Source organism: Leeuwenhoekiella sp. NPDC079379 (assembly GCF_044542075.1).
In the GTDB taxonomy this organism is placed as follows: domain Bacteria; phylum Bacteroidota; class Bacteroidia; order Flavobacteriales; family Flavobacteriaceae; genus Leeuwenhoekiella.
Genome location: NZ_JBITTU010000002.1, coordinates 232,398 through 246,994, shown reverse-complemented (window position 1 = coordinate 246,994; position 14,597 = coordinate 232,398). Strand labels below are relative to the sequence as shown.

Here is a 14,597-nt window from a genome sequence, read left to right as displayed (position 1 = left end):
ATCGGCATATTGAAATTTTGAAGCTGTTTTAAAAATTATATATTTAGCCCAAAATAGAGTTATGCGTAAAATTGAGAGTATCAGTGTTTTTGACATGCTAAAAGTTGGAGTTGGTCCGTCAAGCTCGCATACTTTAGGTCCCTGGCGTGCTGCAGTACGATGGATTCAAAAATTGAAAGCCAATAATAAATTTGATAGTGTAACTCAAATTACTGTAGAATTATATGGCTCCTTAACGCTAACCGGAAAGGGCCATGCTACCGATATTGCGGTGCTTTTAGGCTTAGAGGGTTTAGACCCCACAACATTTCCTATTGCTGAAATCACAACAGTAATAGATCGTATTACCACTCAAGGTCAACTGCAATTTAACAGTGAACGTACAATTTCTTTTACTCCAAAAACAGATATAATATTTAATAGAAAATTTAAAGAATTTCACCCTAACGGTATCACATTTAGAGCTCAATTGGCTTCGGGTAAAAAAACTTCAGACACCTATTATTCTATAGGTGGTGGTTTTGTTGTTCAGGAAGAGCGTAAACGATCAAAAATTAAGCAACAACAATTAAAAGCTTTTCCCTTTCCTGTAGAATCAGGCTTAGAACTTCTCGCCTATTGTAACGCCGAAAATAAAAAAATATCAGAAATCGTTTGGGAAAATGAGAAATCACTAGCTTCTGAGGAAGTCATCAATCACGGTCTAAGTCAAATTTGGGAAGTAATGCTTGACTCAATGTACACAGGATGTCATACCGAAGGTATTTTACCGGGAGGTCTTAATGTACGACGAAGAGCTTTTGATACACACAAAACCCTTATAGGAGAAAGCAAATACACCAATGCACACGAGTGGATTGAGTGCATACGTGGCACAGAGGTAAAATTTAGACAAATCCTAAAATGGGTATCTTGTTTTGCACTAGCAGTAAATGAAGTGAATGCTTCATTAGGACGCGTGGTTACAGCTCCCACAAATGGAAGTGCCGGTGTGATTCCTGCAGTAATGATGTATTATCTGGTGATCGAAAATCACGATGCAAATTTTGAAGATGTCAAAAAGTTTATGCTGGTTGCTGCTGAAATAGGTAGTCTATTTAAAAAAGGCGCAACTATCTCTGCCGCGATGGGCGGTTGCCAGGCAGAAATAGGAGTCTCAAGCGCAATGGCTGCGGGAGCCCTTACTGAACTTATGGGAGGTTCTCCTGAGCAGGTACTAATGGCTAGCGAGATTGCAATGGAACATCATCTGGGCTTAACTTGTGATCCTATTGGCGGCTTAGTACAAATACCGTGTATAGAGCGCAATGCAATGGGCGCGATTAAAGCAATAAATGCGTGTGAGATGGCTCTGGATACCGATGCTAAAAATGCCAAAGTCCCGCTAGATAAGGTTATTGAAACAATGTGGCAAACGGCTAAAGACATGAACTCAAAGTACAAAGAGACCAGCGAAGGCGGTCTCGCCGTTAATGTTGCTTTAAGCGACTGCTAACGCAGTTCTAACCGCTTTAATAACTGCCGTGTTTCTTTAGATGCTGCGTAATCTGTTACAGATTTATTTGCAATGGTTTCTGCTTCGGGTAATGCACCATTACGAATTAATTTTGTTATAATAATTTCATTAGCAATACCTCCTTTAACAGCCCAATGCAAAGGGGTTTCTCCTATTTTATTTTTAGCATTGATATTTACTTTAGATTCAAACAGAATATCCAATAAATTTTCATCACCTGCATCATAGTGATAAGCGATAAAATGTAGCAATGTATTCCCTTCTTTATCTACAGTTTCGGCGTTTAATTGTTCTTTTAATAAAATGGGTATAGCCTCATTAAAGCGATCTTTTACAGCTCGTATTAAATAATCATCTGTAATATGAGCACCTCTGCGCAAAGCAAGAATTAGAGCTGCTTCATTTTTGAAGCGAAAAGAAGCCTCAAGAGCAATATCAGATTTATCAAGTTTGCCCATTAAATAATCTGCAGCTACATTTTTTCCACTTTCTATTGTCTTTAAAAGAAAAGACATTTCTAAAATATCAGGATTTGCTTGCTCTAGTAAATGCATTACTACACGTTCATTTTCCAAAGAAATTGCGAACTCAAGCACATCTTTTGTAATCTCTGCATCTTGCTCAATTGCCGTTGCAATCACCTCAGGATTTTGAAGTTTTATCAAATCAATTAAGACTGAATTTATATCGGCTTGTTTGGTTTCTAGTAAAATTGTTACCAGCTCTACATTATTTAGTCTTACGGCTTCTTGAATAAGACTAGCTTCTTGCGTGATGGCCCCGGCATCAACCAAATATTGAGTTAGCGGTATATTCTCTAAACTTACAGCCTCCAAAAGCGCTGTTTGCGGTTTTCCTCCTTTAGAAATCAATAATTCTAGAAGCTCTTGATTGTCATTTTTAACAGCTTGTATCATCTGAGAATCAGCATCAAGTACAAACCCTTTTTTATTGAAAGTATAGCGTGCAAATTCAAGTTCATTTAAAGCTACCGCAGTATTCAAACCCGTTTGAGCGTCTCCTTCGTACGTGTCTAATACATCTTTAAATAACTCAAAATCTTTTTCCCGCACAGCATATTCAAAAACGGAATCTGCACGTACCCCTTTAGTTAAACTTAACCGCACCGCATCTGTGTTTTTTGAGTTTAGGGCTTGTGACAGGGCAAATTCTGCAGATCCACCAGAATTTAAGGCCTTAGTTAAAATATCAAGATTATTGTTTGCAATGGCGGTACTTAAAACCTCATCAGTTATTTCTACGGCTCCCTGAGTTATAAAATAATCAAATAATTGCGTATTATCAGAAGCGGCTACAACCTCAAAAACCTCAGCCGAATTTTTTGATACTGCTTTTACTAGATCAAGAACTTCCTGATTTTCGGCATCAATAGCAAGTTTTAAAATTTCAGGGTTTGATACCGCACCGTAACCAATAAATTTTTCGGTTAACTCAATATCTACATTTTTAACAGCTAGTGCCAGCATATTTTCTTCAGCTATAAAGCCATCATAATCTAGTGACATCAGAGCCTTAATAACCTCATAATTTTGAATTTTTGCAGCAAAAGCAACATCATTATTTACCGAGGTTGCTCCTTCTCTCAACAAAGCATAAATGACTTCGGGTTGTTGATAGGCTACCGCTTTATAAATCATATTATTTTTAGGTTTAGCACCTCGTTCTAAAAGAGCTATCGCTTTTTCTTTTGTGAAATAATCAGGATCAAAAGCCAGGTCAAGATCCTCTGTGGTAGGTTTTACTCCAAAATCAAACACTTGATTCATTAAATAGGCATCGTCAAAATTTTGAATTAACGCCTTAACTACACCATTTGTACGCCGCGAAGCTCCTTCAAAATAAAGCTGCTCCAGATTCTGAATATCTCCACTTGCCGCTGCAGCTATAACTTCAGAATCTAATGAGTAATCGTAACCAGAGCCGAAAGACTGTAGGGCTTTTTTAGTTTTTACGAGTTCGAGACTATACGCCACTTTAAATACATCATTATCAATTGTCGTGATCGTCACCTCTTTATACACCGGTTTAACGAGTGCCTCTTTAAAATATGTGCGAGCGTCTGCTGTGCCAGATACAAATAGCGTGGTACGTTTCTCCCCCTTTACTAGTTTTTGAGTATCATCCCAAACGCTAACAAATGCATGTTTCAATTCTTCCGGAGAAATTATAAAATCAAGCATTTTATTTACATCTATTTCCTCATCTGTTAACAGGGTATTTAAATCTATACCATTATAATCTATGAGGGCGGTGGTTTTCATAGGTTCACCATGCTCATTAAAACTGCCAAAAAACAAATCGCCTACATAGCTTTTTTTGTCTTGCTCTTCTGTGCCTACGCTCTGTTTAATTAGCTTACCTATCTTTTGTGTAAACTGTAGTGAATATTTTTTATAGAATTCTGAAGTACGTTCTTCTGCCTGCCATAAAACCGATTTTTCTATTGCGGCATCAATCGCTTCCTGAAGCATAAAACGTTTATCCTGCAGGTCTTCTATATCAGGAAAATTCTTAGTTGATAGTAAATTTGTAAGCCCCACTAAATTGGCATCAATTACTACAGCATTAGCTGCAGTAACGGTTTGCTCCCAACGCTCATCCCAAGGTTCTGCAGGGTCGCCTCCTCTAGTGTAATATTGCGCAGGTGCGAGATGTATATAGACATCTATAATAGGTTGCTTCTGTTGTTGCTGAGCAATAGATTTTAAAACTGCTGTTCTAAATTCGATTTCAGAATAAGGCGATTCTATAAAATCTTGTCTGCGTATTGCATTTTTACTAATAAAATTACCTCCGTACGTTAGGCGTTCTGCGTAGTGGGTTCCAAATTTTGATATAAAACCTTGCGGAGTTAAATCTCTTCCCAGTCTAAAGACCGCATCTCTAAAATCTTCAGAAATTGGGGTTTCCGCTAGACGGCGCTCATAAAGGGGATACTGTCGTAAACAAAAAACGACTAAAAATTCGTCTGATTTATCTAGAGCATCATTAGCATTATAAACTGAAGAAAATCGTGAGGAATAGGCTCTTGCAGATGTATCTGCTTTTAATATATACTTTTCAAATTCATAAGCTGAATTAACAAACTCGTAGCTAAGTTGTGATTTCTGGGAGGTTTTCAATTTTGAAGCACCCTTTAAACTTTCAGTACTAAAAATCAAATTGATATTGCCAGAAACAACCGAATTTTTATCAAAATTCAACGGATCTACAAACCGAATATCAACAGAAAAACCGGGATTTAAGGTAGTTTTCTCAGCTGTTTCCTGCTGCGCAGATACACGTATAAGACCAAGAGTTATGATGAGATAAACAAACCTGAATTTAATCAAAACCTTAACTTTTTTATTTTAGTTAATAAAATTTAGATCAAGGGGATAATTACAGGAATAAGGGATTGAAAAGATAGGCAATTACTTGTAATCTACTAAATAAACTAGTTACAATCTTCTGTTTTTCGGGTATCTACGATATAAAAAATCTTCCACTGCCCTTCTAAATAAATAAGCTGAAAGTTATTTACACCGCAATGACTGCGCGTGTAGTCTACATAAAACTCGTATGGCGTCCACACGTTTGCCATTAAACCATCTGACGTTACTTTATAATCTAAAATGCGCTCCTGAAAAACTGTAGTATCTGGTATGGAAGCTATTGATTTTAAAAATTCATTAAAATTTGAAGTTGTTAAGTTTAGCGCTCCTGTTTTTCCCTTAGCTATAGACTGCATTCTAACCTTAGGGTGTACTAAATCTTTAAGAGCAACGGTATCCTGCTGATGAAAGGCATTAAAGAATGCAATAATCGTTTCTTCAGGTTTAGGCTGATCCTGAGCATTTAAGCAGCAGCTTACACAAAAGAAAGTAAAAAGAAACAGAGTTTTCATAAGCCTAAATAAGCATAGGTAGTTAATGCATTAGTAATTTACTACTTTTACGCGCACTAAAAACTGTTACGATGTCTGCAATTAAAAAAGAATATAAACGTATAACCGTAAAATCACTTACCGAGATGAAATCTCAAGGTGAAAAAATTGCAATGCTTACGGCGTACGATTACACTATGGGGACTATTGTTGATCGCGCTGGTATAGATGTGATACTCGTGGGGGATTCCGCATCTAATGTGATGGCAGGTCACGAGACTACATTGCCTATTACGTTAGACCAGATGATCTATCACGCGTCTTCTGTAGTACGCGCAATTAAACGTGCACTGGTTGTTGTAGACTTACCTTTTGGGAGTTATCAAAGTGACCCTAAAGAGGCGCTTCGCTCTGCTATACGTATTATGAAAGAGAGCGGCGGACACGCAGTTAAATTAGAAGGTGGTACCGAAATAAAAGAATCTGTAAAGCGTATTCTTCACGCAGGAATTCCGGTAATGGGACACTTGGGATTAACACCACAATCTATCTATAAGTTTGGGACCTATACCGTACGAGCTAAAGAAGAGGAAGAAGCTCAAAAGTTGAAAGAAGATGCATTACTTCTAGAGCGATTGGGATGTTTTGCCGTTGTTCTGGAGAAAGTACCTAACCAGCTTGCTCGTGAAGTTGCAGAGAGCCTTACCATACCAGTTATAGGTATAGGTGCAGGTAATGGGGTTGACGGTCAGGTTTTAGTAATGCACGATATGCTGGGAATGAGCCAGGAGTTTAGCCCACGATTTTTGAGAAGATATCTTGATATGCACACGCAAATGACGGGTGCTTTTGAGCAATATATTACCGATGTAAAGTCGCTAGACTTCCCTAACGACGACGAGCAGTATTAAAAACGCGGCGAGTAAACATCTAAAATATATAAATAGCCTTATCTATTGAATTCAGAATCTACGCATAGCACAAAAGATAATCTTCAGGTACTTTTTGAAGACAATCACATCATTGTAGTTAACAAACGTCCCGGTGATATCGTACAAGGTGATAAAACTGGTGATAAACCCTTAAGCGAAGTTGTAAAAAGTTATATCGCAGAAAAATATAACAAGCCTGGCGCGGTATATCTGGGAGTTGTGCATCGCCTGGACAGACCTACGAGCGGTATTGTCATATTTTCAAGAACCTCTAAAGCTTTGCCCCGATTAAATAAATTATTTGCAGAAAAGGAGGCTAAAAAAACCTATTGGGCTATAGTAAAAAATCTACCACCTAAACCCGAAGATACGCTAGTGCATTACCTAAAGCGTAATCCTAAACAAAATAAATCATATAGCAATATAAAAGAGGTCCCTGATAGTAAAAAGGGGATTTTAGACTACCGTATTATTCAAGAATTAAACAATTATTATCTTTTAGAAATAGATATGCATACCGGGCGGCACCATCAAATACGCTCTCAATTAGCAGCCATAGGCTGTCCTATAAAAGGAGACTTAAAATATGGTTTTGACCGAAGCAATTCTGACGGAAGTATTCACCTGCACTCTAGAAAATTAAGCCTCACGCACCCGGTGACTAAAGAAGAACTAACATTTATAGCACCGCCTCCGGCTGAAGATGCGATCTGGAAAGCATGTATTTAGTTAGAACTTAGAGGAAATTCTAGTTGCCCTAAAACTATTTAAAACCTTAGGTACTACTTTTTGTTTCGGGCAGTTCTTAAACTCTCAATTACTACCGCACTTAAGATCAAAAGCCCGCCAAAAATGGTTGTTAACTTAGGCACTTCTCCCAGAAGTAACACACCTAGCAAAATACCATACACCGGTTGCACACTGCTAATGATACTGGCCGTTGTTATTGAAAAATAACGAAATGTAAGTAAAAACAGGGTATGCCCAATAGCGGTAGTTAACAGTGCCAGTGCCAGAATAAAAAATAGATTATCCTGTAATGCTTCCGCAGAAGTTTGAAAACTAAGCGGAATAAGTATAATACCAACGATTACCACCTGATACCACATTAATAAACTTCCGTGGTATTTAGACACTTGTTTTTTCATTAAAATATTACGTAACGCATACGCTAAAGCAGACCCTATACCAAAAGCAACAGCCTGTGTGTATTCATTTTCAAAATCTAAATCGGGTATTAAAAAAGCGATTCCTGCCAAGACGAGAAGGCCCAGGAAAAAGTGGATTTTTTGAAAAGGTAAGCGTAGAATTAAGGGCTCTAAAATACTGGTTAAAGCCGGATAGGTAAAAATCGTAAGCATACCTATTGCAACGTTGCTTAGCTGTAAGGCTTTGAAATAAGCAACCCAGTGAATGCCCATTAAAATACCACCTAATAAAACCTGAACGCGATCTTCCTTATAAATTTTAAGCTCTATCTTTTTCCATCTTAAAAACAGAAATAAAAAACCCGCAGCCAATAATGCGCGCCAACCTATGGTAACTACAGGAGACATTGTCACTGCTCTGCCTAAAACACCACTGGTGCTTACTAAGAGCATTGCAAGATTGAGTTGTAATATGTTTTTAATAAACGTATTGGGTACTGTTGACAAACTACTAGATTTGGGCATTTGTTATTTGATGTTTGTAATGTATCAATTCATTTTCTTTACAAACATCTTTTTTCTTTTATAGCAATTCTTAGATTTCTTGTCTTCTGTCTAAAATCTTCCGTCTAAATGCTATCGATTTAAAACCTGAGCTTTTTCTTTAATGATTTCGGCTACAGGACGATTTTGAATTCTACTGTCTAACCAACTTAAAATATCAAGGTATAAAAAGGCGCGACGCTCATACGGGTCTTCTTCATAAACCTCGAGACGTTCTCTCAGTTTTTTGAATTCGTTTTTAATTTCGCCGGGAAATACTTCTCCCAGATTTCTTAAAAATTTAATCATTTCTTTCTGTACTTCGTGTAAATCATCCATCTTAATTAAAAACTTAAACGTGCTTTTTAATAAGGTTTCCAGATGATAATCCATACCGGCCTCATAGTGAGCCACCAAATTTAGAATTCGGGCAAAACACATCAAATCTTCTCGCATCTTTAGCGATTTATTGTTGATGATGCGTCCCAGATACTCAATACACTTTTTATTTTGGCCAGAGCCAAAATATAAACTTGCAATTTTATAATAGAACACCATAATATGATGCTCATCCATACGCTGGCGTGATTGTTTCAGGTATTTTTCAATAGTATTAATTAAGCCATCGTCTGTTGTAAAATCGCCCACCATAAACTTTAAGTTGAGCTTATGAGAATACACATATAAGAACTCCAAAATTTCTAAATTATCGCTACGCGGAAAATCTTCAGTCTCTAATCTATTTTCAAGACCATCAAGGACTTCCTTAAACTTAGTATGATGTTTTAAGTAAAATAAAGACTCCAATAAGTAATGGTTTCCTTTTAAAAAGAAAACCGGGTTTCTGCTTATCATTGAAGGGTTTTCTTCAAAAAGCTCGACAAATCGTGTCGCATATTTAAAACATGAAACAAAATCCTGAATAAGAAAACTGTACCACAAATAAGCTTTGTATAACCAAAGCTTCTCTCTAAAACCTAATGTGCTTAAATTATAATTAGGCATTGCATCATTAAAGTAAGTTGTGATTTCTCGTTTTTCATCATCACTGCGCACATATCCTGTTTTGAGCATAATACCGTATAGCTGCAATGATAAATTTGACAATTTACTGGTCATTAAATTTTGTACACTCAGATCTTCTGCCTCTTTTGCCAGTTCTTCTGCCCTGGTACTCATACTTCGCGTAATGTACTGGGTTTCTATAACTTTTTCTAATTCTACAATCTCGTATGCAACATTCTTCTCTTCATTGTCTATCGCCATATGCTTAGCTTTCTCTAGTAGTTTTAGCGATTGTTGATATAAGCCTTTTTGATACAGAACGGTTGCAAAGTCTAGCTGTTCGCGTATTTGTACACGTATATTTTGATGTGCAGGACTTAACCTTAGTGAAATAAGGATTTGCTTATATAAATGTGCTTTGAGGTTTGAAAGCTGCTGTTTCTTTACAATGTTATTCTTAAAAATTTCAGTTTCTTCATATGCGTTCATCTTATCGAGAAGATTAAATAATTGCAAATATTTAGAATCTGCATTTCCGTCAAGACGGCCTACATAAAGTTTAAATTGTCTCTTTTCAGACTTAGACAATGACTTTATAAGCACATAAAGAGAATCTTTTGAATCATTTGCTGTTGTAATGATTTTACGCATAATTACTTGATTTTCAATAATTTAAATAACCCAAAAATTACTTAAACATCGTAGGGTGTTCACCAAAGAGAATATCAAAAGTACCACCATTCTCTATATTCACAATTAAATTGAGAAAAAATCCACTTATGAGTGATAACAAAGTCCAAATTTTTGACACCACCTTGAGAGACGGGGAACAAGTTCCCGGATGCAAATTAGATACCAATCAGAAATTGATTATAGCTGAGCGTCTCGATCTTCTGGGGGTTGATGTTATTGAAGCCGGCTTTCCTATATCGAGTCCCGGAGATTTTATATCTGTTGAGGAAATCTCAAAACTGGTTAAGAACGCCACAGTTTGTGGTCTTACCCGTGCTGTTAAAAAAGATATTGAGGTTGCCGCTCAAGCGCTTAAATATGCTGTAAAACCACGTATACATACGGGTATAGGTACCAGTGATTCACACATTTTACATAAATTTAAATCCACTCGTGAAGAGATATTAAAGCGTGCTTATGAGGCTGTCGCGTATGCTAAAACTTTTGTTGAGGATGTTGAGTTTTATGCAGAAGATGCAGGCCGTACCGATAATGAATATTTAGCTCGTGTTTGCGAAGCTGCGATAAAAGCGGGTGCAACTGTTTTAAATATACCTGACACTACAGGATATTGTCTTCCTGAAGAGTACGGAGCAAAAATTAAATACCTTAAAGAAAATGTAAAAGGTATTGAAAAGGCAATACTTTCCTGTCACTGCCACAACGACCTTGGGCTTGCAACAGCAAACTCTATTGCTGGTGTAATTAATGGTGCACGACAAATAGAATGCACCATTAATGGTATAGGTGAGCGTGCAGGAAACACCTCTCTTGAAGAGGTTGTAATGATCTTGCGTCAACATCCTACTCTAGGTTTAGACACAGGCATTAATTCCCGTTTATTATACGATACCAGTAGAATGGTAAGTGAAAAAATGGGTATGCCGGTGCAACCAAATAAAGCTATTGTAGGATCTAACGCATTTGCTCACAGCAGCGGTATTCACCAGGATGGCGTTATTAAAAACCGGGAGACCTATGAGATTATGGATCCTGAAGAGGTAGGCGTTACCGAAAGTGCTATAGTACTTACCGCGCGCAGTGGTCGTGCTGCTTTAGCTTACCGTTCTAAAAAGGTGGGTTATGAATTAACTAAACTTCAGTTAGACGAAGTCTATGATGTCTTTCTTACCTTTGCAGACAAGAAAAAAGAAATCGTAGATGAAGATATTCATGAGATTATGAAAGTTGTGAAAATTGAAATTCCCGCGGAAGTTTAATTCACTATAAATAAATACATTAAATAAGGATTCTGCTTTTAGAATCCTTATTTTTTACAATTTACTCCCATAACAAAAATTCAATCCACGCAAATAAGCAATTGCTTGATTAAGAATAAATTATAAATAAATTAAGTTCTTATTGAACTAATTAAAATAACAATGGCAGGAAAAACATTATTTGACAAAGTTTGGGATGCACACGTAGTAGATACGGTGCCTAACGGACCGCAAGTACTTTATATAGACAAGCACCTTATTCACGAGGTTACCAGTCCGCAGGCATTTTCAGAATTAGAAGAGCGCGGCATACCTGTAGCACGACCAGACCAGATTGTTGCAACAGCAGATCACAATACTCCTACCGTAGATCAACATTTACCAGTGCGAGATTTGTTATCCCGTAACCAGTTGAAACAGCTCACAGACAATTGTGAGAAACACGGAATTACACTTTATGGTTTAGGGCACGAGTACAATGGTATTGTGCACGTAATGGCTCCAGAACTTGGAATTACCCAACCGGGTATGACGATGGTTTGTGGGGATAGCCATACCTCTACACACGGTGCATTTGGTACAATCGCATTTGGTATAGGAACCAGCCAGGTAGCTCAGGTTTTTGCCAGCCAGTGTTTATTATTAACAAAACCGAAAAGTTTACGGGTCAATGTAACCGGTAAATTAAAACCGAATGTTTTACCTAAAGATGTTATTTTATACGTTATTTCCCAACTAGGAACTAATGCGGGAACTGGTTATTTCTGTGAATATGCCGGAAACATTTTTGAAGAAATGTCTATGGAAGGTCGTATGACCGTTTGCAACATGAGTATTGAAATGGGCGCTCGTGGCGGAATGATCGCTCCAGACCAGACAACTTTTGATTATGTGCAAGGTCGCAAGTTTGCACCTCAAAGCGCAGAATGGGATAAAAAATTAGCCTACTGGAAAACTCTTCCTACAGATGCTGATGCTGTTTTTGACAAAGAATATTCTTTTGACGCAGCAGATATTGAGCCTATGGTAACTTATGGCACAAATCCCGGAATGGGAATCAAAGTAACCGGAAACATCCCAGATAAGGATGACGTGAATCTGGAAAAGGCTTTGGCATATATGAACTTCAAAAAGGGAGAAAGCCTAATTGATAAGCCTATTAACTATGTGTTTATAGGAAGCTGTACCAATTCTCGAATAGAAGATTTTCGCATCGCGGCAGATTTTGTAAAAGGCAAGCAAAAAGCGCCTAATGTAAACGCCTGGTTAGTTCCCGGCTCACAGCAAGTTGCAAAACAACTGGTAGAAGAAGGTCTCGACAAAGTATTTACAGAAGCTGGTTTTGCATTGAGACAACCGGGTTGCTCGGCATGTTTAGCGATGAATGACGATAAAATTCCAGAAGGAGAGTATTGCGTTTCTACTTCTAACCGAAATTTTGAAGGAAGACAGGGACAAGGTGCTCGTACCATTTTAGCGAGTCCGCTTATGGCAGCAGCTACTGCGGTCGCAGGAAAAATTACAGACATTACCAAACAATTAAATTAAGATGGAAAAGTTTATCAAGCTTACCGATACAGCAGTTCCTTTGCCTATAGAGAACATAGATACAGATCAGATTATACCTGCTCGCTTTTTAAAGTCTACAGACAAACAGGGCTTTGGAGATAATGTTTTCAGAGATTGGCGTTACGATCACGAAGGAAATAAAAACAAAGACTTTGTATTAAATGATCCTACCTATAGCGGTTCTATTCTCGTTGCAGGTGACAACTTTGGCTGTGGCTCTAGTAGAGAACACGCTGCCTGGGCAATTGCAGGATATGGTTTTAAAGTAGTTATAAGTAGTTTTTTTGCAGATATCTTTAGAGGTAACGCATTAAATAACGGAATTTTACCCATTCAGGTAACTCCAGAATATTTAAAAGAATTGCTTCAAACTATAAAAGACAAACCAGAAACCCAACTTACCATTAATCTGGAAGATCAGGTTTTAAGTTCGCCTGTAGGAGAATTAGAATTTGATATAGATCCTTACAAAAAAGTGTGTATGATTAATGGGTATGATGATATTGATTTTTTAATTAGTAAAAAAGATACTATAGAAACTTTTGAGCGTGAACAAACGTATTAATCTAGTTTATTCAATAAATTGTGCGTTAATTAAATTACAACACTTTTAAAAAATCAATCAATATTTAAATTAGCGATAAACCGCTGGTTACTATAACCTTAATTACCAATTAAAAGTAATACATTTATAATTAATACATTGATTTACAATAAATAACAGAACAATAAAATACTATTTTTGTTACTGTAAATAATTTAAAAAAATTCAAACCTCACTTGTTAATCATACTTGTGAGGTTTTGAAATAAAATATAAACTATGAAATTTAACATCGCAGTTTTAGCTGGAGACGGCATCGGACCAGAAGTAACAGAACAGGCAATCAAAGCATTAGATGCAATTGCAGATGTATATGATCACTCTTTTAATTATAAAAATGCATTAGTGGGCGCCTGCGCGATAGATGAAACTGGCAATCCATTACCCGATGAAACCATCGCAATTTGTAAAGAAAGTGATGCTGTTCTTTTCGGTGCTATAGGTCATCCTAAATACGACAATGATCCTACGGCTCAAGTACGACCAGAACAAGGCTTATTAAAACTTAGAAAATCGCTTGGTTTGTTTTGTAACATCAGACCCGTAAAAGCATTTGAGCGTTTAATTGATAATTCTCCGCTTAAAAGAGAAATTATTTCAGGTACAGATATTTCCATATATCGTGAATTAACAGGTGGTATTTACTTTGGTGATAAACATCTTAGTGATGACGGTCAGGTTGCTACAGATGGTTGTTCATATTCGGTAGAAGAGATTAGTAGGATTACACATCTTGCATTTAAGGAAGCTCAGAACCGCAGAAAAAAATTAACCCTTGTTGATAAAGCCAACGTTTTAGAAACATCTCGACTTTGGCGTAAAACGGTAACCGAGATTGCAAAAAACTATGCAGATGTTGAGTTAGATTTCTTATTTGTCGATAACGCGGCGATGCAAATGATTTTAAACCCAAGTCAGTTTGATGTAATTCTTACTGAAAATCTATTTGGAGATATCATTTCTGACGAAGCATCAGTAATAGGAGGTTCTATTGGTCTTTTAGCTTCTGCTTCAGTAGGAAGCACCGTAGGGATGTTTGAGCCTATTCACGGTTCTTTTCCGCAGGCCACAGGTAAAAATATTGCTAACCCATTAGCTTCTATTTTATCTGCTGCGATGATGTTGCGCCATTTAGGATTGCATAAAGAAGCGGCAGCTATAGAAAATGCTGTTGAAAAATCATTAGAACTAGGAATCACTACCGGTGACATCAACCCTAAAAAACCATTTACCACCACAAAAGTAGGTGACTTTATTGCTGATTTCTTAACACACCCTGAAGATACAAACCGCAACTTCAAAAATATTCATATGGGACAGAGTACAATTATCTAAAAGAAATTAGACTAGAGATTTTAGATAAGAGATAGAAAAAGCGACCTAAATTAGGTCGCTTTTTCTATTCAAATTAATAATTAGAAATCAAATTATCCTAAAATAAAA

At 37.0% G+C, this 14,597-nt stretch carries 11 protein-coding genes; 7 read left to right on the top strand and 4 right to left on the bottom strand.

Annotation, left to right across the window (positions count from 1 at the left end; all coding sequences use genetic code 11):
* The first annotated feature begins 61 nt into the window (after positions 1-61).
* Positions 62-1,495, top strand: a complete 1,434-nt coding sequence (locus ACIGAM_RS04540; RefSeq protein WP_396510274.1) for an L-serine ammonia-lyase — start codon at positions 62-64, stop codon at positions 1,493-1,495.
* Here the strand turns inward: ACIGAM_RS04540 and ACIGAM_RS04535 are convergent.
* A complete protein-coding gene (locus tag ACIGAM_RS04535; RefSeq protein WP_396510273.1) occupies positions 1,492-4,869 on the bottom strand; it encodes an ankyrin repeat domain-containing protein in 3,378 nt (1,125 codons plus the stop codon). The two genes, ACIGAM_RS04540 and ACIGAM_RS04535, sit on opposite strands and share 4 nt — an antisense overlap.
* A gap of 104 nt (positions 4,870-4,973) precedes the next feature.
* On the bottom strand, positions 4,974-5,423 hold the full coding sequence (locus ACIGAM_RS04530) for a nuclear transport factor 2 family protein (protein ID WP_396510272.1): 450 nt from the start codon (positions 5,421-5,423) through the stop codon (positions 4,974-4,976).
* Positions 5,424-5,494: 71 nt separating this feature from the next.
* Here ACIGAM_RS04530 and panB point away from each other — a divergent pair, with 71 nt between their 5' ends.
* Complete coding sequence (gene panB / locus ACIGAM_RS04525; protein WP_396510271.1) at positions 5,495-6,313, top strand: 3-methyl-2-oxobutanoate hydroxymethyltransferase; 819 nt, start codon at positions 5,495-5,497, stop codon at positions 6,311-6,313.
* Positions 6,314-6,358: 45 nt separating this feature from the next.
* On the top strand, positions 6,359-7,063 hold the full coding sequence (locus tag ACIGAM_RS04520; RefSeq protein ID WP_396510270.1) for an RluA family pseudouridine synthase: 705 nt from the start codon (positions 6,359-6,361) through the stop codon (positions 7,061-7,063).
* A gap of 53 nt (positions 7,064-7,116) precedes the next feature.
* Here the strand turns inward: ACIGAM_RS04520 and ACIGAM_RS04515 are convergent, their stop codons facing one another.
* Both ACIGAM_RS04515 and ACIGAM_RS04510 read right to left on the bottom strand, forming a co-directional pair.
* A complete protein-coding gene (locus ACIGAM_RS04515; protein WP_396510269.1) occupies positions 7,117-8,007 on the bottom strand; it encodes a DMT family transporter in 891 nt (296 codons plus the stop codon).
* 111 nt (positions 8,008-8,118) lie between these two features.
* Positions 8,119-9,681: a hypothetical protein gene (locus ACIGAM_RS04510; RefSeq protein ID WP_396510268.1), complete on the bottom strand. Its 1,563-nt coding sequence runs from the start codon at positions 9,679-9,681 to the stop codon at positions 8,119-8,121.
* A gap of 128 nt (positions 9,682-9,809) precedes the next feature.
* Here ACIGAM_RS04510 and ACIGAM_RS04505 point away from each other — a divergent pair, with 128 nt between their 5' ends.
* From ACIGAM_RS04505 to leuB, 4 genes are all read left to right on the top strand, one after another.
* Entirely contained in the window at positions 9,810-10,982 is a 1,173-nt protein-coding gene (locus tag ACIGAM_RS04505; RefSeq protein WP_081817335.1) for a 2-isopropylmalate synthase, read from the top strand.
* Between the two features lie 162 nt (positions 10,983-11,144).
* A complete protein-coding gene (leuC, locus tag ACIGAM_RS04500) occupies positions 11,145-12,530 on the top strand; it encodes a 3-isopropylmalate dehydratase large subunit (RefSeq protein WP_396510267.1) in 1,386 nt (461 codons plus the stop codon).
* 1 nt (position 12,531) lies between these two features.
* Positions 12,532-13,116, top strand: a complete 585-nt coding sequence (leuD, locus tag ACIGAM_RS04495; RefSeq protein ID WP_396510266.1) for a 3-isopropylmalate dehydratase small subunit — start codon at positions 12,532-12,534, stop codon at positions 13,114-13,116.
* 257 nt (positions 13,117-13,373) lie between these two features.
* Entirely contained in the window at positions 13,374-14,489 is a 1,116-nt protein-coding gene (gene leuB, locus ACIGAM_RS04490) for a 3-isopropylmalate dehydrogenase (protein WP_396510265.1), read from the top strand.
* Positions 14,490-14,597 lie beyond the last annotated feature (108 nt).